This window comes from Pseudomonadota bacterium (genome assembly GCA_037200975.1).
Taxonomy (GTDB): domain Bacteria; phylum Pseudomonadota; class Gammaproteobacteria; order Steroidobacterales; family Steroidobacteraceae; genus CADEED01.
The window spans coordinates 3106132-3125000 of the sequence record JBBCGI010000001.1 but is presented as its reverse complement, the minus strand read 5'-3'; the positions used below and the strand labels follow the sequence as shown (position 1 = coordinate 3125000).

The window sequence follows — 18869 nt, the reverse complement described above, 5'->3', positions numbered from 1 at the left end:
GACAATGCCTAAACCATTGGTTGATATCATTTTTTCGACCCCTGTTTTCGTCCGGTTCCAGCACCGACGGCAAAATCGCGGTGTTTAACCGCGGCCGATCAGCCGCGCTGCAGCGCAACCCAGCGAAATTTGTGCTTCCCGACCTGTATCAGGAATGTCCCCTCGGGCAGCGAATGGTCGCGGCCGGACACCTTGGCGAGGGCTTCGGCGCTTTCACCGACCCGCACCGCCCCCTGGTCGATCATCCGGTTGCCGTCGGAAGTGCTCGCCACGAGCCCGGCGTTCTTGAGCACATTCGCGAGACGCTGCGGCGCTCCGTCTGTAGTTAGGGTGACGCGCTCTATCTGCTCTGGAACGTGCCCCTGCTGGAACCGCGCGATGAATCCGTCGCGCGCGCGCGCGCCGGCGCCAGCGCCGTGAAAACGCTCGACGATCTCCACCCCGAGCTCGAATTTCACGTCGCGCGGGTTGCGGCCCTGCCCGATCGAAGCGCGTAATCCCGCGATTTCGGCGAGCGGCCGGAACGACAGCAACTCGAAATAACGCCACATGAGATCGTCGGAAATCGACATCAACTTGCCGAACTGGATGTCGGCGGGCTCGTTGATGCCGATGTAGTTGCCTAACGACTTTGACATCTTGTTCACGCCGTCGAGGCCTTCCAGCAGCGGCATCGTCATGACGATCTGGGGCTCCTGACCGTAGGTTTCCTGCAGCTGGCGGCCGACCAGCAGATTGAATTTCTGATCCGTGCCGCCGAGCTCGACGTCGCTCTTGAGCGCCACCGAGTCGTAGCCCTGGACGAGCGGGTACAGAAACTCATGAATCGCGATGGGCTGATTGCCCTTGTAACGCTTCGCGAAATCGTCGCGCTCGAGCATGCGCGCTACGGTGTGGCGGCCCGCGATCTCGATGAGTCCCGACGCATTCATGCTGCCGAACCAGCGGGAATTGAAATCGATCCGCGTCTTGTCACGATCGAGGATCTTGAAAATCTGCTCCTGGTAGGTCCGTGCATTTGCCTCGACCTGGTCGCGAGTCAACGGCGGTCGAGTCGCGTTGCGTCCGGTCGGATCGCCGATCATTCCGGTGAAGTCGCCGATCAGGAACGTCACCTCGTGGCCGAAACTCTGGAATTGCCTCATCTTGTTGATGAGCACCGTGTGCCCGAGATGCAGGTCGGGAGCGGTCGGATCGAAACCCGCTTTGATGCGCAGCGGTTTACCGCGCGTCAACTTTTTTACGAGTTCGCTTTCGACGAGCACTTCGTGCGTTCCTCGCATGAGCTCGGCAATCTGGTTCTGAATTTCGGCGTTCATTACTCGGCGTCGACCCGGCGGCTTGTTATTAGGGGATTTCGGACAGTTCAAACGGCGATCACAACCCGGGGCGGCCGCGATTGACCCTTTGTCGATCCGTGCGTTACGTTGTATAGATCGTGCCCTTCTTCATCAAGTCCACCATCCCGGGGATTTCGACCCGGACCGCGGCCACTCTGCAGATCGGGTTGATCGCGATCGTGGGCGCCCTCGCTGGCCTGCCTCGCGACCCACCGCCCGAGCCGCCGGAGCGGGCCCGGGTTGAAGCGCCCGCGGCGGATGTCGCCGCCGTCGAATCGCAGGAAGCCAGTGTCGGCTTCTCGACGATCGAGGTGGTGGTCAGCCGCAACGACACCATGGATCGCCTGTTCCGCCGTTTCGAGCTGAACCTCGGTGATCTCGCCTCGTTGCGCAACCTGCCCGAAGTCCGCAGCCAGGTCGACCGGCTCAAGCCCGGTGAACTGCTGCGATTCATGCACCGCGGCGGCGAACTGGTCGGGCTCGAGCGCAAACTCTCCGACAGTGAAACGCTCAAGGTGACGCGCGACGAGAATGGTTTCAGCACCGATGTGCTTGCAAATCCGCTCGAGATCCGGACCCGCTCGTCGAGCGCATTCATCGAGAGCTCGCTTTTCCAGGCCGCGGCGGACGCCGGCCTCGACGAGCGTGTCGCCTTCGATCTTGCCGAGATTTTCCAGTACGACATCGACTTCGTGCTCGACATCCAGTCGGGCGATCGCTTCTCAGTCGTGTATGAAGAAGTCTTTCAGGATGGCGTCGCGTTGCGCACGGGAAATATCCTCGCCGCGAAGTTCGTGAACGAAGGCCGCGAATTCCGCGCGGTGCGTTACGTCGATGCGGCAGGTCGCGCGCAGTACTTCACTCCGGACGGAAAAAGTCTGCGCAAGGCATTCATCCGCGCGCCCGTCCAGTTTTCGCGTATCAGCTCACGCTTCAATCCGTCGCGCCGCCATCCGGTGCTGAATCGCATCCGCGCGCACAAGGGTGTCGACTACGCCGCGCCGGTGGGCACTCCGGTACGTGCCGCCGGTGACGGTCGTGTGCGGTTCATCGGCCGGCAAGGCGGTTACGGCAACGTCATCGAGCTCGAACACGGCTCGGGCGTGGTCACGGTCTACGGCCACATGTCGCGGTTCGCGGCCAAGCTGAAGCGCGGTCAGCGCGTCGAGCTCGGCAGTGTCATCGGATATGTCGGCATGACCGGCCTCGCTACCGGACCGCATCTGCATTACGAATATCGCATCCGCGGTAAACACCAGAATCCGCAAACGGTACCGTTGCCCGATGCGGAACCGATCGCGTCTTCCGAACGCGAGCATTTTCTCGCCGCGACGGCCGAGCTGGCCAACGCCCTCGACCTGCCCGCGGGCCCCGCTCTGGTGGCGCGCTGACAGCCTGAAGCAACTGTCACATTAATCCGGGCGGGTCTGTGGTGTGATATTGGCACTCCGGACCCGTGCCATGGATCAGCCCGACCTCCGCTCCGCCGAGCACTACATCAATCGCGAGTTGTCGCTGCTCGAATTCAACGAGCGCGTGCTCGCGCAGGCGCTCGATGCAAGAGTGCCGTTGCTCGAGCGACTCAAGTTTCTTTGCATCTCGTCCAACAATCTCGACGAGTTCTTCGAGATCCGGGTTGCCGGTCTCAAGCAGCGAATCGAGCTCGGCTCCGATCAGCCGGGGCCCGACGGACTCGTCATCACCGAACAACTGCAGGCGATCCACGACCGTACCTGCGGCCTGGTGAATTCGCAGTACGACTGCCTCAACGACGTCCTGCTGCCGGCATTACGCAACCAGGGCATCGAGCTGGTCGCACGCGCCACGTGGGACAGCGCCACTTCGTCCTGGCTCGAACAATATTTCGAGCGCGAAGTGGAGCCGGTGTTGTCGCCGCTCGGTCTCGATCCGGCGCGGCCGTTTCCGCGCATCCAGAACAAGAGCCTCAACTTCATCGTGCGACTCGCGGGCAAGGATGCATTCGGTCGCGACACCGGTCTCGCCATCGTGCAGGCGCCCCGTTCGCTGCCGCGCGTGGTCGCGCTGCCCGAAGAAGCCGGTCGACGGCGATTCGTACTGCTGACGGGAATCGTGCAGCAGTTCGTCTCGAAACTGTTCTCGGGCATGGAAGTGCTGGGCTGTTATCAGTTTCGCGTCACGCGCAACAGCGACCTGTTCGTCGACGACGAAGAAGTCGACGACCTGCGCCGCGCGCTCGAAGGCGAGCTCGCGCACCGGCGATACGGCGCAGCGGTGCGGCTGGAAGTGTCGGCCGAGTGCCCACCCGACCTCGATTCGTTCCTCATGCGGCAGTTCGCACTCGGCCCGGTCGATTTCTACGAAGTCTCCGGGCCGGTAAATCTCAACCGGCTCGAAGCGATCTACGATCTCGTGCAGCGGCCGGATCTCAAATACCCGATATTCACGCCCGGTTTGCCGCGGCGGGTCGCCGGTTCGACCGACTTGTTAGCCGTGATCCGTCAGAAGGACGTCTTGCTCCATCATCCGTTTCACAGCTTCGGACCGGTGCTCGACTTCCTGCGGGGTGCCGCGGCGGATCCGCGCGTGCTCGCCATCAAGCAGACGCTGTACCGCACCGGCAACGAATCCCCGATCGTCGATGCGCTGGTCGCGGCCGCGCAGTCGGGCAAGGACGTGACCGTCATCGTCGAGCTGCGCGCACGATTCGACGAGGAGGCCAACATCGAGCTGTCCAACCGGCTGCAGGAAGCCGGCGCGCACGTCATGTACGGCGTGGTGGGCTTCAAGACACACGCGAAGATGTCGATGGTGGTGCGGCGCGAGGCCGAGGGGCTGCGTCGTTACTGTCATCTCGGCACGGGCAACTACCACCCGCGCACCGCGCGCGGATATACGGACTACAGTCTGTTCACCTGCGACCCCGAGATCGGGCAGGACGTACACGAATTGTTCCTGCAGCTCACCAGCCTCACGCAGACGCCGCGGCTGACCAAGCTGATCCAGTCGCCGTTCGGCCTGCATGAGGCCATGGTCGAAAAGATCCAGCGCGAGACGCAGCTCGCCGCGGCCGGCAAACCGGCGCGCATCATCGCCAAGATGAATTCGCTGGTGGAGCCGCAGATCATCCTCGAGCTGTATCGCGCCTCGCTCGCGGGCGTGCAGGTGGACCTGATCGTGCGCGGTTTGTGCGCCTTGCGGCCGGGAATTCCCGGCGTCTCCGACAACATCCGCGTGCGCTCGATCGTCGGCCGGTTCCTCGAGCACTCGCGCGTGTTTTTCTTCGGCAACGGCGGCGCGAGCGAGTTGTATCTCGCCAGCGCCGACTGGATGGAACGCAACTTCTTCCGGCGCGTGGAAATCGCCTTTCCGGTGCGTGAGCAGACCCATCGCGATCGCATCCTGCGCGATCTCAACTCCTATCTTTCCGACAACATGCAGGCGTGGAAACTCGAACGGGACGGCAGCTATTCGCGTTGCGAACGCGGCAACGACCCGGTGCGCGATGCGCAGGGCGATCTGCTCGCCCGTTATGCCGCGGGCGGCGCACCGGCCATCGCTCCCTAGAACCCGGCTCCCGCGACCGCCCGCATCACCGGGCCGTGAAGACGCGCAGCCGAAACCCGACGTCCTTGAGGTTCTCGATTTCCGCCTGCAGGTCGGCAACCGTCAGCGGGTGATCGTCGAGCCATTCGGGCGGAAAACGCAGCTCGAGAGAATCGGCGCGGGCGGCGAGTTTGATCGGCGGCAGCGGCACGGTGCTGCGGCCGCGATTCAGCAGGACTGCGATGCGCAGCAACAAGGTCATCGGTGGCGCGCGTTTGTCCCACGGCGCGGCCAGTTCACCCGCCTCCTCGATCGCCGGCTTGCGTCGATGGCTGCCGACCATGATCGCGAGCAGCTTCTGTTCCTCGCGCGGGAAACCCGCCATGTCGGCGTTGGCAAGTAGATAGGCTCCGTGGCGGTGGTAGCCGCTGTGCGCCACGTCGAGGCCGATTTCATGCAGCCGTGCCGCCCAACGCAGGATGAGCTCGATCTCCGGATCCGCCAGCGGCCACGCCTCCTCGACCTGCTCGAGGAAGTTGATCGTGGTGTTCTCGACCCGCTCCGCCTGTGCAAGATCGACGTGGTAACGCTCCTGCATGCTGCGCACGGTGCGTTCGCGCGCGTCCTCGTCGGTGTAGCGGCCGAGCAGGTCGTACAGCAGCCCTTCGCGCATGGCGCCGTCCGCCACCCGCATCGATTCGATGCCCAGCTGTTCGAACACCTCTGCGAGAATCGCCACGCCGCCGGCGAACGACAACTTGCGATCGTCGGTGACCGAATTGAGCTTCAGATCGCGGATGTGCTCGAGCCGGCCGAGCTCATGGATGATGCGCTCCAGCCCGTCGGCGCCGATGTCCACGGCGTTCGGATCGAGCTCGCGAATGCTGTCGCCGATGGCGCGCACCGTGCCCGAACTACCCACGGCCTCGTCGAAACCGCGGCGGCGAAACGCGGCCTGGTAGGGTTCGATGGCCTGGCGTGCCGCGACCCGTGCACGCTGCATGCGCTTCTGACTCAGCCGGCCGTCGGCGAAATATTCTTCGCTGACACGCACGCAGCCGGTCTGGAGGCTTTCCAGTTCGAGCGGCTGGAGGCCTTCGCCGATGATGATCTCGGTGCTGCCGCCGCCGATGTCGCAGACGAGGCGACGACCGGGTCCTGCGGGCATGGAGTGCGCAACACCCGAATAGATGAGGCGCGCTTCCTCGATGCCGGAAACAATTTCGATGGGATGGCCGATGGCCTCGCGCGCGCGTTCGACGAACGCCTCCTTGCGGCGCGCGCGCCGCAGGGCATTCGTGCCGACGACGCGTACGCTGTCGGGGCGCATGTCACGCAACCGCTGGCCGAATCTTTCGAGACAGGCCAAGGCGCGCGCGGCGACATCCTTGTTCAGCCGCCCATCGGCTTCGATGCCGGCGCCGAGCCGCACCATTTCACGCAGCCGATCGAGGATGACGAGCTGGCCGTGCGTATAACGCGCGACCACCATGTGAAAACTGTTGGAACCGAGATCGACCGCCGCCAATACGTCCGGTACGGACTTCGGAGCGCGTCGCGCCACGTCAGGAAGCGTGGATCAGGCGGAGAACGAGGAGCCGCAACCGCAGGTGGTCTGCGCGTTCGGATTGCGGATCACGAACTGCGCGCCGTCGAGGCCTTCGCGGTAGTCGATTTCCGCGCCGGTGAGGTATTGCACGCTCATCGGGTCGATCAGCAGTTTGACGCCGAGGTTCTCGACGCAGGTGTCGCCATCCTGTTCCGACTCGTCGAATTCGAAGCCGTATTGCATGCCGGAGCATCCGCCGCCCTGCACGAACACGCGCAGTTTGAGATTCGGATTGCCTTCGCCGCGGATCAGGTCGCCGACCTTGCGGGCGGCGGCATCGGTAAATGTCAGGGTTTCGGTATCGATCATGGGTTGCACACTACGCGCCGGATTTTGCCGCCGCAACCGCGTCGGCCGTCTCGGCCGGAGTTTCCGCGGCCGCGGGCGCTTTTCCGTTACTCAGGGGGATCAGCTTTCCCGTTATGACGGCGCCGGGCGCCATTTCAATCACGCCATAGTGGACGTTGCCGTTGACGCGCGCCGAGCCGCCGAGCACCAGCCTTTCGCCGGCATGCATGTCGCCGTTGACGGTGCCGTTCATCACGATATTCGTGACCTGGACGTTGCCTTCGATGCAGCCGCTCTCGCTCACCGACAAGGCACCACCGTCTTCCGCGGAGCTGCGCACGTTGCCGTTCACGCGGCCATCGAGGTGCAGGCCACCGGAAAATTCCAGGTCGCCATTGAGGATCGCGGCCTTGCCGAGAAGCGTATCGATGCGGGTGGAGGTCTGCTTGCGTCGTCCGAACATGTTGCTGAACTCCCGCTTACTGCGGATCGACACTCCAGACGTAGGACTGCTGCACGGGCGCGGAACCGCGCCGGTTGGAGCGGACCTCGACCAGCAGTTGTTCGGGCTTCATGCCTGGGGGCATGGTGATTTCCTCTTCGATGTTCTCGAGATATCGAAAGGTGAAGGGTATCTCACGCCGCTTGCCGCCCGAGAGTGTCGCGAAATCCGCACGCCCGGGCTTGCCATCGACCTCGCCATCGACCGACAAAACGACGACGCCGCTCACCACCGCGTCCGGCTTCATGGGCTGGACCAGGGTGACGCGGATTCGAAACTTGTTTGCCGTGGCCGTGGCCACCATACGCGCCTGCTGGATTTTTACCTCGGCGGAGTTCGCATTTTGCGTGACGATCCCCCGGAAAAAGGCCAATTCCTGATTGGCGCGGGCGACCTGGGCCTGCAAATCGCCGATCGTGCGTTGCACCTCCTCACGCTCCCGGGTCTGCCCCACGGTCGAGGATTCGAGCTGCGCCACCTTGGCGCGCAGCTCGGAAATGGTCGCTTCCGCGGCTTCGATTTCACCGCGCAGCGCGGCGCGCTGCTTGAGCGCCGCGACGGTGTCATAACCGGCGCTGAAGCGGCCGAATTCGAACATGCCGTACACGCCGGCCGCGACGATCAGCAGCAGCACGACGATCGTCACCCAGCGACGCATGGGCGCGTACGTGGTGACGACGAGTTTCGGCGGCAGCCCCGGCATTTCGCGTCAGCTTTCCGCGGCGGCGGAGATTTCGGTTTGCCACCAATCGGGCAACGGCGGCGCGCCATCGGGAAACGCGATCGCGGCGAGCTCGGTCAACATGCGCACGTACACCGGCCGCTTGAAGTAGATCACTTCGCGCACCGGCTCCCAGTAGTTTGACCAGCGCCAGCCGTCGAATTCCGGCTCGGCGGTGTGATTGAAGCTGAAATTGAGCGCGCTTTCCGCGACGGCCAACCGCAACAGGAACCAGCGTTGCTTCTGTCCGATGCAGGTGGGTCCCCGCCCGCGGCGCACGTAGCGCTTCGGCAGCCGGTAGTGGATCCAGTCGGCCGTCGATCCGGCCAGCGACACGTGTTCGCGCGTGAGGCCAATCTCTTCCTGCAACTCGCGGAACAACGCCTGTTCGATCGGTTCGCCCTGGCGAACGCCGCCCTGCGGAAACTGCCAGCCACGACCGCCCGTGCGTCGTCCGAGGAATACCTCGCCGTTGTCGCGCATCAACAGGATGCCGACATTGGCGCGAAAACCCTCCGAGTCGATCCAGTCGCTCATGAGGACCGTTTTACCGGGTGACACGCGGCCGAACAAGGCAGCGCTCGCGGTTTTATCGGACAATGCGCCGTGACCTCGAGCCCTTCAGCCAGCATGCGATTTGTCTTGTTGCTTGTATTGGCCGCGGGTATCGCCTGTCTAGCACTCGTCACCGGCTCCACGGGAATCGGCGTGCGGGCGGGTGTAGCGGCGTTGCTCGGCGACATGGCCGAGCCCGCAAGGACTGTGGTCATGGAACTGCGCGCACCGCGGCTGTTGTCCGCCTTCGGCATCGGCGCGTTGCTCGCGGTCGCCGGCGTGCTGCTGCAGGCGTTGTTCCGCAATCCGCTCGCCGATTCCTACGTGCTGGGCGTCTCCGGTGGATCCGCGCTCGGCGCGCTGCTCGCGATGCTGGTGGGTGGATCGTTGTGGATCGTGCAGAGCTCGGCGGCCGCCGGCGCGATGCTGACTACGTTCCTGGTGCTGGCGCTGGCCCGCGGCGGCGCCACGGTCCGTGTGTTGTTGACCGGCGTCGTGGTCGCCAGCGCCTGCGGCGCATTGGTGACGCTGGTGCTGGTACTGGCCGACAACGGCCAGTTGCGCGGCATGATGTTCTGGCTGGCGGGCGATCTCGGCTGGGCTGCCCGCCCCTGGACCATGGCCGCCGCGGCCTTGTTAGCCACTGGCGCCGTGATGCTGGTCGCGCGCCCGCTCGACGTGCTCGCCACGGGTGACACCAGCGCGCAGAGCCTGGGCCTCGACCTGCCCCGCTGGCGCGTGGTGATCGTCGCGCTGGCCGGGTTGCTGACCGCCGGCGCGGTCATCCAGGGCGGCACGATCGGTTTCGTGGGGATGGTCATTCCGCACCTGGTGCGGCTCGCGTTCGGGACCGCGCTGCATCGCGTGGTGGTTCCGGCCGCCGCGCTCGCCGGCGGCACCTTGTTAGCCGCGGCGGATCTCGTGGCCCGCACGGCGGCGGCGCCGCGGCAATTGCCGGTCGGCGCGATCATGGCTTTGTTAGGCGTGCCGGTGTTCCTGGTGCTGCTGCGGCGGCTCGAAGGGCCGCGGCTCTAGCTCAGCCGATGACGTGCGTCGAGACCTCGACGCGATTCCGTCCGGCGCTCTTGGCGCGATACAGCGCACCATCGGCCTCCGCGATCAGGCGCTCGGCCAGCGCCTTGTAGTCGTGCGAGCGCGGTTGCGGACGCGCGGTGGCGACGCCGATGGACAAGGTCACCGTCACGTGCGCGCCGCCGTGCACGCGGATCGGCGTGGATCCGACCACGTGGTGAATTCGCTCCGCGAGTTTCACGGCCGCCGGCAGCTCCGCGCCGCCGAGCAGGATCGCGAACTCGTCGCCACCGAAACGGGCGCCGGTATCGCCGGCGCGAATCTCGGCTTCCGCGCGGCGCGCGACCTCCTTGAGCGCCTCGTCACCCGCCAGATGCCCGAAGCGATCGTTGATCTCCTTGAAATGATCGATGTCGATCATGAGGCAGGCGAGCGATTTGCCGTTGCGTTCGGCGCGCGCCAGTTCCTCGCGCAGCCGGTTGTGGAAGTAGCGGCGGTTGTGCCAGCCGGTCAGGAAATCCGTGACTCCGCTGCGCACCAGGCGCGCGCGGTTCACCGCGTTCTCGAGGCTGATGGCCACCACCACGCCCAGGTGCGCGAGAAAATCCGCCGCGAGATCGCCGGTGAAACGCTTCGCGTCGCGGCTGCCGAACGCGATGACACCGATGGCGCGGTTGTCGCGCGGCAGCGGTATCAGCGCGACGCTGCCGCGGGTCATGGTCGTGGATATCAGCAGTTCGTGATCCGCGGCGGTGTACGGGCCCAGCCAGGGACGATCGAAGTTCGCGAGCTTCGGCGCCAGCGGCGACACCGAATCGATGAAGCGTGTCTCCTCGATGACCGCGATCGGCAGATTCTCGTTGTTCGACAGGTGGCGCAGCTCGTGTTGCGGATCGAAAAGCGACAGCGTCACGACGTCGAGAGCATAGGCGTCGCGCAGACCCGTGACGATGCGATCGAACAACTCGCCCAGCGAATGCGCGCGCAACAGCTCGACCTCGCGCGCCTGCGTCTTGCGCAGCAGCAGCTCGTTGCGCTGGACTTCGTCCGTGAGCGCCCGCAGCCGCTCGCGCAGTTCCTGTTCGGTGCCCGCGTACGGGTCGCGCTCCTTCATGGTCGTCAGGCGCGACGCTCGGTGACCTGACGGCGGTCTTCGAGATATTCCCGCCCGCGCCGCATGAGCGTGGCGAACGCTTCGAAGTCCTGCGAAAGCACCGCGGTGCGCAGCTTTTCCACCGCCTGCGACAGCGCTTCCAGCGATTCCGCGCCGTAGTCGTTCAGGCTCTGGATTTCGAAATACAACTCCGGGCTCTCCTGCGCGACCAGCGAGGCCACGTCGAGTTGGGAGTCGAACGTGGTCGAAGACAGTTTGGCGAGGCGCGGTGCCGCCTCGCCGCTCTCGGCCAGTGCCGTGAAGAACGCGATGTTCAACGCATGCGACAGGCCCAGCACGTAGGCGATGAGCCGATCGTGCTCCTCGAGCGACATCACCACCTGCTCGACCATGGTCGAGGCGAACAGGTCGCGCGCCGCCTGCGTGGCCTCGGGCGAACCCGCCTCGACGAAGATGACGTGCCGGCCCGACAACAGCTCCGTGCTCGGACCGAACATCGGATGCACGGACGTCACGCGGCAGCCATGCGACTTGAGCGCATTGAGCCCGGCGCGCAGCGGCGACTTGAGCGATCCCACGTCGAAGATCACGCCCTTGGGACGGCGCATCGCGATCTCGCGCAGGATCTTGTCGGTGGCGCCGAGCGGCGTCGCGATCACGATGAAATCGTGGGCCAGCGCGGAGCTGCGCCAGTCCGGCACATGCGCGAAGCCGGGTGGCGCGCCGGCCGGGTCGGCGATCTCCACCGCGAACCCCTGCGACGCCATGAATTCGGCGAACCAGCGCCCCATCTTGCCGGCGCCGCCGATCACCAGCGCCGTGCGGCCGCTGCCCGCGCTGTTCGCCGCCACACTCGCCTGCTCCTGGGTAGTTAGAGAGGAGCGGATCAGCAGCTTGAGGATGCTCTCGGCGACCTGCGGCGACACGCCGTATTGTTTGCCCGCCTCGCGCGCCGCCAGCAACACGTCGCGCTCGCGGTTGTAGTCGCGCGTGGCGTAGCCGGTGGCGCGTTTGGCGCGCGCCACTTCCCGGCTGGTCTCCTGGCGTTTCCCGACCAGTTCCAGTATCTGCCGGTCGAGTTCGTTGATCCTGCGGCGCAGGTCTTCGAGCGAGGTCATGATTCACCTTGTAATGCTTGGTCCGCACTAGCTTTTATCGACTGCGAAGCAGGTCTGCAAGGTTCGGGCGTTGGCGGATACCATATCGGCCATGGAGCTGTACAACGACCTTCTTCCCGATCCGCTGCCCACCGAGCCGATGGCGCTGGCGAGCGCCTGGCTTGCAACCGCGCTGGCAGCCCGCCAGCAGCCGAATCCCGACGCCATGGTGCTGGCCACGGCTTCCGCCGCGGGGTGTCCCTCGGCGCGCGTGGTGCTCTGCAAGGACTTCGACATCGAGCAGGGTCGCGTGTCCTTCGTCACGAATTATGACTCCCGCAAGGGCCGCGAGCTCGAGCAAAACCCGCGCGCGGCGCTGGTCATGCACTGGGACCACGCCCACCGGCAGGTGCGTTTCGAAGGGATCGTCGTCAAGGCCCCGGCCGCCGAAAGCGACGCCTACTTCGAATCGCGCAACTGGCAGCGGCGCCTCGGCGCGTGGGCGAGCGCCCAAAGTCAGCCGCTGCGTTCGCGCGACCAACTGAACGCGGCGGTGGGCGCCGCCGCCGACCGCTTCGGCGCGCCGCATCCCACGCTCGATAACATCAACCAGCCCCAGCAGGCGAAGATTCCACGCCCGCCCTTCTGGGGCGGCTACTACGTGTGGGCCGACGCCGTGGAGCTGTGGATCGAAGGCGCGGCGCGTATCCACGAACGCGCGCGCTGGACGCGCTCACTAACTACCGCGGGAGCGGGGTTTCGCGCGGGCCCGTGGGCGGCGACGCGCCTGCAGCCCTGAACGCCACCCATGTGGCGCAATCTGCGGATCGCGATCCTGCTGCTGGCGCTGGCCATCGCCGCGTATGGCAACTGGTACGACCGCATCAGCACCACCGATTGGGATGAAACCCTGTGGATCGGCATCTTCCCGATCAATGCGGATGGCACCGAGACGGCTGCCCGTTACATCGGCGGCCTGACTCCCGAGTCAACCCTCGATATAGAGCGTTTCATCAACCGCGAGGCGCAACGCTACGGCATCGAGCTCGCGCGCCCGGTGCGCGTCGACCTTTATCCGACCGTCACCGAACAGCCGCCGCGGCACGCGCCGGATGCGAACGTGCTCTCGAGCATGTGGTGGAGTCTCAAGGTGCGCCTGTACGCACGGCGCAATTCGCACCCGCCCGGCCGCGCACCGCCGCAGATCCGCATCTTTGTGCTGTTTCACGATCCGGCATTTACGCAGGCGGTACCGCACTCGGTGGGATTGCAAAAAGGGCTGGTCGGCGTAGTGCACGCCTATGCGGAGCGTGAGATGAACCAGCCTAACAATGTGGTGATCGCGCACGAAATCCTTCACACGCTGGGCGCCACCGACAAGTACGACCCCGCAACCCTGGCGCCGGTATTTCCCTTCGGTTATGCGGAGCCCGCGCTCGAGCCGCTCTATCCGCAAAGGCTCACGGAGATCATGGCGGGCCGCCGCGCCGTCGACGCGCACACCTTCGAGATGCCGGATTCACTGGCCGACGTGCGCGTGGGCGAAGCCACGGCGCTCGAAATCCGCTGGCATCGCAAGTGAACGCGCCCTTGCTCGAAGTGCGCGGATTGCAGATAGCCGTGCCGGATCGCGTGCTGGTCGAAAACCTGGACTTGACCATGGGCCCGGGAGAGTTCATCGCGCTGCTGGGCGGCAATGGCACCGGCAAGTCGCTGCTGCTGCGCACGCTCGCCGGTCTGCGTCCCGCCAGTGCCGGCGCGGTACTGCTCGACGGCCACGCCATCGAGCAGCTGCCGCGGCGCCAGGTCGCCGCACGCCTCGGGTTCCTGCCACAGGATCCGGACGCGCCGCCCCAGGGCACGCTGCGCGAATCCGTCATGCTTGGCCGGTTCGCACACCTCGGGTTGTGGGAGGTTGCGGGCGCAGACGACGCCGCGCGTGTCGCACAGGCGCTCGGCGCAACCGGGCTCGAATCCTTCGCCGGGCGTGAACTCGCCACGCTCTCGGGCGGCGAGCAGCGGCGCGCCGCGATCGCGCGGCTGCTGGTGCAGGCGCCGTCGATCTATCTACTGGACGAACCGACGAACCACCTCGATCCCGCGCAGCAGCTCGGGATACTGGAAAAGCTGCGTGCCCTGACGCGCGCCGGCGCGGCCGTCATCGCCAGCCTGCACGAGCCCAATCTCGCGCTGCGCTTCGCCGATCGCGCCTGTCTGCTGGCGGATGACGGCGTGGCGCAGGTGATCGATAACGCGGCGCTCGACACCACCCAGCTCAAACGTCTGTATGGCCTCGACTACCTGCAGGTGAAGCTCGGCGCGCAGCGTGTCGTGACGCCGCGATAACCGCCGCGGCCAGGCGGGTCAGGGACTCGACTGCAGGCAGTCGCTGATGACCGCGATGCGCAGCGCTTCGGACTGGAACTCGCCTTCGTAGTTGAAGTAACGCGTCGCGACTTTCTCGAGGCGCGCGCGGCGCGGCGCGGAATCTTCAAAGGCGATTTCATGGATGCGCAACAGCCGGTCGAGCGGTTCGCCCGAACGGCGCGCGTCGATGGCGCGCCGCGCGACCGCGAGCTCCGCTTCGCAATGCGCGGGCGCCGGCACGGCCGGCTCGACATGCACCGCCGACTCCGGCGGTGGCGTCACGGCGGCCGTTGCGCGCTCGGGCGCGACCGGTTCGTCAGCCCCGGACGCCGGCCTCTGCGCGGCCTGGGCCGCCGGCGGAGTTTGCCGGGCATGACGCTCGGCCATGCGTTTGCTGGCGTTGTAGGCATACAGCAGCGCCGCCACGCCGAGAATCCCGAATATTCCCCAGCGCAGGAATACCGACATCGATCAGCTTCCGAACCCGATCGTGTCGAGGATGGGCTGGTGCAGCGCGCCGTTGGTCGCGAGCACGCTGGTCGTGGCAAGGCCGACGGGACCGCCCTCGAGGTCGGTGAATTTGCCGCCCGCTTCCTCGACGATGACCGTGAGCGCCGCGATGTCGAGGATGTTCACGTCCGACTCGACCACCGCGTCCAGCGCGGAGCGCGCCAGCAGGTGGTAGTGCACGAAGTCGCCATAGCCGCGGATGCGGTTGATGCGGCCGATCAAACTACCGAGCCTCGGCCAGGCGGGCGATGCGGCCAGCGTCTTGAGATTGCCGGTCGAAACGATGGCGGCATCGAGCGCCGCGACCTTGCTGACGTGGATCTGCTTGCCATCGAGCCAGGCGCCGCTGCCGCGCTCCGCCCATGCCAGTTCGTTGTAGGCAGGCGCCATCGACACGCCCAGCACGAAGCGCCCGCCGCGCAGCAGCGCGATCTGCGTGGAGAAGAACGGGCACTCGCGCACGAAGGATTTCGTGCCGTCGATCGGGTCGACCAGCCACACGCTTTCGGCGCTCATGCCGGACTTGCCGGTCTCCTCGCCGTAGAAGCCGTAGCCCGGGAAACGCTTCATCAGCAGGTCGCGGATTGCTTCTTCGGAACGAACGTCGGCTTCGGTCACCGGCGTCTTGTCCGCCTTGACCTCGATCCGCACGTTGCGTTGATAGAAACCGCGGATCACTTCCGCGGCGGCCTGGGCCGCGTCGAGCGCGGCTTTGAGTTCCTGCGAGGGTTCTGTCGTGGGCATGGCGGCAAGCCTGCTGACGGCTGCGGAAACTGTCAATTCGCCGGGAATCTCGTTAGAGTGCGCCCCGCCGAAAGGTTACGGGAAGCTGGTGAACCGCCAAGACGGTGATTCCAGCACTGCCCCCGCAACGGTAATCGAACCCAACTGCATCAACTGCCACTGAGCCTCAAAACTCGGGAAGGCGATGCACCGAAGCCGCAAGGTTTCAGTTCGAGAGTCCGGAGACCGGCCGATCGGTAGTTTCCCAAGGATGCGGCGGGCATCGGGACGGTCTCGGGACCTTCCTCGCTACGCGTGTCCACGGGTGTTCACCTGTATCGGCCATGCGGGCGTGCATGGAAAGGTTCTGACAATGCGCAATTTCATTTCGTCGCCGCTGACGCTTGCCGTCGCGGCCGCCCTCACCTCGTCGCTTGCGTTCGCGCAGGACGAGCTCGAAGAAACCGTCATCACCGCGACGCGTACTCCGGTGCCGCTCGATTCGGTCGGCGCGCCGGTCATCGTGATCACGCGCAACGACATCGAACGCTCGCTGGCCAGCGACGTGAGCGAACTACTGCAACAACATGCCGGCCTCGAGATCGCGCGCAACGGCGGTCCCGGGCAAACTACTTCGCTGTTCACCCGCGGCACCGAGAGCAATCACACCGTGGTGCTCATCGACGGCGTGCGTATCAATCCCGGCACCATCGGCGGTGCGGCGTTGCAGAACATCGCGCCCGAATCCCTTGAGCGCATCGAGATCGTCAAAGGTCCGCGCTCTTCGCTGTACGGCACGGACGCCATCGGCGGCGTGATACAGCTGTTCACGCGCGGTGCAGCGAAGAACGGCGTCAGCGCCGGGGCGACTTACGGCAGCGACCATACGCAGGAACTGTTCAGCGACGCGGCAATATCCGCGGGCAATTTCAAGTTCGGCTTCGGCGGCAGTTACGCCGCGAGCGACGGCATGCCGACCTTCACCGAGGACAACCTCGATCGCGGCTATCGCAACGTCACCGGCCGCGTATCCGCCGAACTCGCCGCGACCGACGAATTGACGTTCCGCGTGCGCGGCTGGCGTGCCGCGGGCCGCACGGAATATTCCGCGCAGACCTTCAGCGATCCGGCGTACGCACCCGCCTCGCAGGATTTCGAAAACAGCGTCTATTCGTTCGAAACCGAGTACCGCGTTGCCGACGGCTGGGGTGTGCGCGCGAATTTCAGCCGCGCGCTCGATGACATCGACCAGCTGCAGGCGGGATTCGGCCCCGCGGAATTCGACTACGCGCGCACCAGCCGCGGCACGGTGGACGTGCAGATCGACCTGGCAAAGATCGGCGCGCATGCGCTTTCGTTCGGCCTGCAGCGCAGCGACGAGAACACGCGCGCGCAGTCCTTCGGCACCGTGTTCGATGAAGACACGCAGGTCACGCAGGCGTTCGTGCAGGATCAATTCGAAATCGGCCGCTTCACCTCGCGCCTGGCGCTGGGTCACGTGGATCACGAGACCTTCGGCAACGAGCTGACGTGGAATGCGGAATTCGGCGTGGATGCAGGCAACGGCATGCGCGTGGTGCTCTCGGGCGGCAGTGCGTTCCGCGCGCCGGACAGCACCGACCGGTTCGGCTTCGGCGGCAACCCGGATCTCGACCCCGAGGTCTCGCGCCAGGTCGAGTTCTCTGTTCGCCAGAAGTTAGGCGCGCGCCAGCAGGTGTCGTTGTCGGCGTTCTACAATCGCATCCGCGATCTCATCGACTACGTGATCATCGACTTCGACACGTTCGAAGGGCAGAACCAGAACGTCGAGCGCGCGCGTATCAAGGGCGTGGAGCTCGGTTACCGTTTCACGGGTGAAGTCTGGAATGCGCGCGCCGAGCTCACGCTGCAGGATCCGCGCGACGAAACCACCGACGAGCGCCTGTTGCGCCGTTCGCGCGAAGCGCTGGTGCTGGCGGTCAATCGCGACGTCGGTGCGCTGGATCTCGGCGTGGACATCGCGGCCTACGGCAATCGCAAGGATTTCGGCTCGCCGCAGGTGACGCTCGATTCCTACGCGCTCGTGAACACCACGCTGCGGTATCGCGTGAACGACGCACTGACGCTGCAGGGGCGGCTCGAGAATCTGTTCGATGAAGACTACGTGCTCGCCGAGGGCTACCGTACCGAGGGCCGCTCGTACACGGTTGGAGTACGCTACCGCTTCGACTGAATCGGTCGAAACCGGGCGGAGTTCGCATGGGCAATCGTCTGAGCAGGATCTATACGCGCACAGGCGATGACGGCACGACGGGCTTGGGCGACGGGAGCCGTGTCCGCAAGGATCACGCGCGCGTCGAGGCCTACGGCACGGTCGACGAGGCCAATAGCGCCATCGGCGTGGTGCTGGCGGTGGCCGGCTTGCCGGCCGACGTCTCGCGCTGTCTCACCGAGATCCAGCATGACCTGTTCGATCTCGGCGGCGAGCTGTGTATTCCCGGCACGGCCGTGATCAAGGCGGAACGGGTCACGCAGCTCGAGCAGGTGCTGGATGGCTTCAATGAGCCGCTGCCCGCGCTCAAGGATTTCATCCTGCCGGGAGGTGGGCCCGCCGCCGCGGCCTGCCACCTCGCGCGCTGCATCGTGCGGCGCGCAGAGCGATGCGTGTGGACACTCGCCGCGACCGAGCAAGTGCGCGCGGAAGTACCGCAGTATCTCAACCGTTTGTCGGACCTGCTGTTCGTGATCGCGCGCGTGCTGGCGCGACACGAGAATGGCTCAGAGGTGCTCTGGCGCCACGACCGCGGCCGGTAAAGGGGACATGCCTATTTATGAAAAAGGGGACAGATCTATTTATTGATCGAATGCGCTCGTATGCAGACGGCCGTTCGGTCAATAAATAGATCTGTCCCCTTTTTCATAAATAGGCATGTCCCCTTTACCGCACCCGCGACCAGTCGAACGACGCGCCCGGATCCGTCTTGCGCCCCGGCGCGACATCCGCATGGCCGACGATCCGGTCCTTCGTGACCGCGGGATACGCCGCTAACAACAGCGGCAACAGCGTACGCAACGTGGCGTATTGCGCAGCCTCATAAGGTACGTCGTCCGTCCCCTCGCACTCGATGCCGATCGAGTAGTCGTTGCACGCCTCGCGCCCCTGCCACACCGATTTGCCGGCGTGCCAGGAACGATCCTTGAACGAAACGAACTGCACCACCTCACCGTCGCGTCGGATGAACAGATGCGCCGACACCCGCAGCGACGCCCGTTCGACGAACGACGGATGCGCATCGGCCGGCAGATTGCCGGTGAACAGCCGCGCGACCCACGGGCCGCCGAACTCCCCCGGCGGCAGGCTGATCCCGTGCAACACGATGAGATCCGCCGCCACTCCGGCAGGCCGCTCATCGAAGAACGGCGACAAGACTTGCTTTACGCCGACCAGCAGGCCGGTGGCGACATCGATACGCATGGCGGCTCCTTGCGGCCATCTTGCCATACCGC

19 protein-coding genes and 1 riboswitch are annotated in these 18869 nt (G+C 65.4%); of the genes, 8 read left to right on the top strand and 11 right to left on the bottom strand.

Going from position 1 to position 18869, the window contains the following annotated elements; translation table 11 throughout:
* Positions 1–98: 98 nt before the first annotated feature.
* Positions 99–1319, bottom strand: a complete 1221-nt coding sequence (gene tyrS / locus WDO72_14130) for a tyrosine--tRNA ligase (GenBank protein MEJ0086820.1) — start codon at positions 1317–1319, stop codon at positions 99–101.
* A gap of 119 nt (positions 1320–1438) precedes the next feature.
* Here tyrS and WDO72_14125 point away from each other — a divergent pair, with 119 nt between their 5' ends.
* Entirely contained in the window at positions 1439–2731 is a 1293-nt protein-coding gene (locus WDO72_14125; GenBank protein MEJ0086819.1) for a peptidoglycan DD-metalloendopeptidase family protein, read from the top strand.
* A gap of 70 nt (positions 2732–2801) precedes the next feature.
* Positions 2802–4886, top strand: a complete 2085-nt coding sequence (gene ppk1, locus WDO72_14120; protein ID MEJ0086818.1) for a polyphosphate kinase 1 — start codon at positions 2802–2804, stop codon at positions 4884–4886.
* 25 nt (positions 4887–4911) lie between these two features.
* On the opposite strand, the gene ppx is transcribed toward ppk1, so the two are convergent.
* Genes ppx through WDO72_14095 form a run of 5 tightly spaced genes read right to left on the bottom strand, consistent with a single transcriptional unit; the run spans position 4912 to position 8522 of the window.
* Positions 4912–6429: an exopolyphosphatase gene (gene ppx, locus WDO72_14115; GenBank protein ID MEJ0086817.1), complete on the bottom strand. Its 1518-nt coding sequence runs from the start codon at positions 6427–6429 to the stop codon at positions 4912–4914.
* Between the two features lie 15 nt (positions 6430–6444).
* Positions 6445–6783, bottom strand: a complete 339-nt coding sequence (gene erpA, locus WDO72_14110) for an iron-sulfur cluster insertion protein ErpA (GenBank protein ID MEJ0086816.1) — start codon at positions 6781–6783, stop codon at positions 6445–6447.
* A gap of 10 nt (positions 6784–6793) precedes the next feature.
* A complete protein-coding gene (locus WDO72_14105; protein MEJ0086815.1) occupies positions 6794–7225 on the bottom strand; it encodes a polymer-forming cytoskeletal protein in 432 nt (143 codons plus the stop codon).
* A gap of 16 nt (positions 7226–7241) precedes the next feature.
* Entirely contained in the window at positions 7242–7967 is a 726-nt protein-coding gene (locus tag WDO72_14100) for a DUF6776 family protein (protein ID MEJ0086814.1), read from the bottom strand.
* Between the two features lie 6 nt (positions 7968–7973).
* Entirely contained in the window at positions 7974–8522 is a 549-nt protein-coding gene (locus tag WDO72_14095; GenBank protein MEJ0086813.1) for an RNA pyrophosphohydrolase, read from the bottom strand.
* A 105-nt stretch (positions 8523–8627) separates the two neighbouring features.
* Here WDO72_14095 and WDO72_14090 point away from each other — a divergent pair, with 105 nt between their 5' ends.
* Positions 8628–9575 (top strand): iron ABC transporter permease, encoded by a 948-nt coding sequence (locus WDO72_14090; GenBank protein MEJ0086812.1) that lies wholly within the window; start codon positions 8628–8630, stop codon positions 9573–9575.
* 1 nt (position 9576) lies between these two features.
* On the opposite strand, the gene WDO72_14085 is transcribed toward WDO72_14090, so the two are convergent.
* Positions 9577–10686 carry a DUF484 family protein gene (locus tag WDO72_14085; protein ID MEJ0086811.1) on the bottom strand — a complete coding sequence of 370 codons (1110 nt, stop codon included), beginning with the start codon at positions 10684–10686 and terminating at the stop codon, positions 9577–9579.
* Between the two features lie 5 nt (positions 10687–10691).
* Entirely contained in the window at positions 10692–11804 is a 1113-nt protein-coding gene (locus WDO72_14080) for a prephenate dehydrogenase/arogenate dehydrogenase family protein (protein ID MEJ0086810.1), read from the bottom strand.
* 70 nt (positions 11805–11874) lie between these two features.
* Between WDO72_14080 and pdxH the strand changes: the two genes are divergently transcribed.
* From pdxH to WDO72_14065, 3 genes are read left to right on the top strand one after another with little or no spacing between them, the layout of a single operon-like run.
* Entirely contained in the window at positions 11875–12582 is a 708-nt protein-coding gene (gene pdxH, locus WDO72_14075) for a pyridoxamine 5'-phosphate oxidase (protein MEJ0086809.1), read from the top strand.
* A 9-nt stretch (positions 12583–12591) separates the two neighbouring features.
* Complete coding sequence (locus WDO72_14070) at positions 12592–13365, top strand: hypothetical protein (protein MEJ0086808.1); 774 nt, start codon at positions 12592–12594, stop codon at positions 13363–13365.
* Positions 13362–14129, top strand: a complete 768-nt coding sequence (locus WDO72_14065; GenBank protein MEJ0086807.1) for an ABC transporter ATP-binding protein — start codon at positions 13362–13364, stop codon at positions 14127–14129. Before WDO72_14070 ends, WDO72_14065 begins: the two co-directional genes overlap by 4 nt.
* A gap of 18 nt (positions 14130–14147) precedes the next feature.
* On the opposite strand, the gene WDO72_14060 is transcribed toward WDO72_14065, so the two are convergent.
* Both WDO72_14060 and WDO72_14055 read right to left on the bottom strand, forming a co-directional pair.
* Positions 14148–14618, bottom strand: coding sequence for a hypothetical protein (locus WDO72_14060; GenBank protein MEJ0086806.1), 471 nt, complete (start codon positions 14616–14618; stop codon positions 14148–14150).
* Between the two features lie 3 nt (positions 14619–14621).
* Positions 14622–15404, bottom strand: a complete 783-nt coding sequence (locus WDO72_14055; GenBank protein MEJ0086805.1) for an inositol monophosphatase family protein — start codon at positions 15402–15404, stop codon at positions 14622–14624.
* Positions 15405–15446: 42 nt separating this feature from the next.
* A riboswitch (cobalamin riboswitch) is annotated at positions 15447–15653 on the top strand.
* A gap of 103 nt (positions 15654–15756) precedes the next feature.
* Here WDO72_14055 and WDO72_14050 point away from each other — a divergent pair.
* Together WDO72_14050 and WDO72_14045 are read left to right on the top strand one after the other, a co-directional pair.
* Complete coding sequence (locus WDO72_14050) at positions 15757–17595, top strand: TonB-dependent receptor (GenBank protein ID MEJ0086804.1); 1839 nt, start codon at positions 15757–15759, stop codon at positions 17593–17595.
* A gap of 26 nt (positions 17596–17621) precedes the next feature.
* The gene (locus WDO72_14045) at positions 17622–18176 is read left to right on the top strand and encodes a cob(I)yrinic acid a,c-diamide adenosyltransferase (protein ID MEJ0086803.1); all 555 of its coding nucleotides are present in this window, start codon (positions 17622–17624) and stop codon (positions 18174–18176) included.
* A gap of 124 nt (positions 18177–18300) precedes the next feature.
* Here the strand turns inward: WDO72_14045 and ampD are convergent, their stop codons facing one another.
* On the bottom strand, positions 18301–18837 hold the full coding sequence (ampD, locus tag WDO72_14040; protein MEJ0086802.1) for a 1,6-anhydro-N-acetylmuramyl-L-alanine amidase AmpD: 537 nt from the start codon (positions 18835–18837) through the stop codon (positions 18301–18303).
* Positions 18838–18869 lie beyond the last annotated feature (32 nt).

What these genes read in the sequence shown, in the direction of transcription:
- WDO72_14105 (MEJ0086815.1), bottom strand. Translation starts at nt 7,225, where the DNA reads ATGTTCGGACGACGCAAGCAGACCTCCACCCGCATCGATACGCTTCTC.
- WDO72_14055 (MEJ0086805.1), bottom strand. Translation starts at nt 15,404, where the DNA reads ATGCCCACGACAGAACCCTCGCAGGAACTCAAAGCCGCGCTCGACGCG.
- WDO72_14085 (MEJ0086811.1), bottom strand. Translation starts at nt 10,686, where the DNA reads ATGAAGGAGCGCGACCCGTACGCGGGCACCGAACAGGAACTGCGCGAG.
- WDO72_14050 (MEJ0086804.1), top strand. Translation starts at nt 15,757, where the DNA reads ATGCGCAATTTCATTTCGTCGCCGCTGACGCTTGCCGTCGCGGCCGCC.
- WDO72_14045 (MEJ0086803.1), top strand. Translation starts at nt 17,622, where the DNA reads ATGGGCAATCGTCTGAGCAGGATCTATACGCGCACAGGCGATGACGGC.
- WDO72_14100 (MEJ0086814.1), bottom strand. Translation starts at nt 7,967, where the DNA reads ATGCCGGGGCTGCCGCCGAAACTCGTCGTCACCACGTACGCGCCCATG.
- ppk1 (MEJ0086818.1), top strand. Translation starts at nt 2,802, where the DNA reads ATGGATCAGCCCGACCTCCGCTCCGCCGAGCACTACATCAATCGCGAG.
- erpA (MEJ0086816.1), bottom strand. Translation starts at nt 6,783, where the DNA reads ATGATCGATACCGAAACCCTGACATTTACCGATGCCGCCGCCCGCAAG.
- tyrS (MEJ0086820.1), bottom strand. Translation starts at nt 1,319, where the DNA reads ATGAACGCCGAAATTCAGAACCAGATTGCCGAGCTCATGCGAGGAACG.
- WDO72_14095 (MEJ0086813.1), bottom strand. Translation starts at nt 8,522, where the DNA reads ATGAGCGACTGGATCGACTCGGAGGGTTTTCGCGCCAATGTCGGCATC.
- ampD (MEJ0086802.1), bottom strand. Translation starts at nt 18,837, where the DNA reads ATGCGTATCGATGTCGCCACCGGCCTGCTGGTCGGCGTAAAGCAAGTC.
- WDO72_14070 (MEJ0086808.1), top strand. Translation starts at nt 12,592, where the DNA reads ATGTGGCGCAATCTGCGGATCGCGATCCTGCTGCTGGCGCTGGCCATC.
- WDO72_14060 (MEJ0086806.1), bottom strand. Translation starts at nt 14,618, where the DNA reads ATGTCGGTATTCCTGCGCTGGGGAATATTCGGGATTCTCGGCGTGGCG.
- WDO72_14080 (MEJ0086810.1), bottom strand. Translation starts at nt 11,804, where the DNA reads ATGACCTCGCTCGAAGACCTGCGCCGCAGGATCAACGAACTCGACCGG.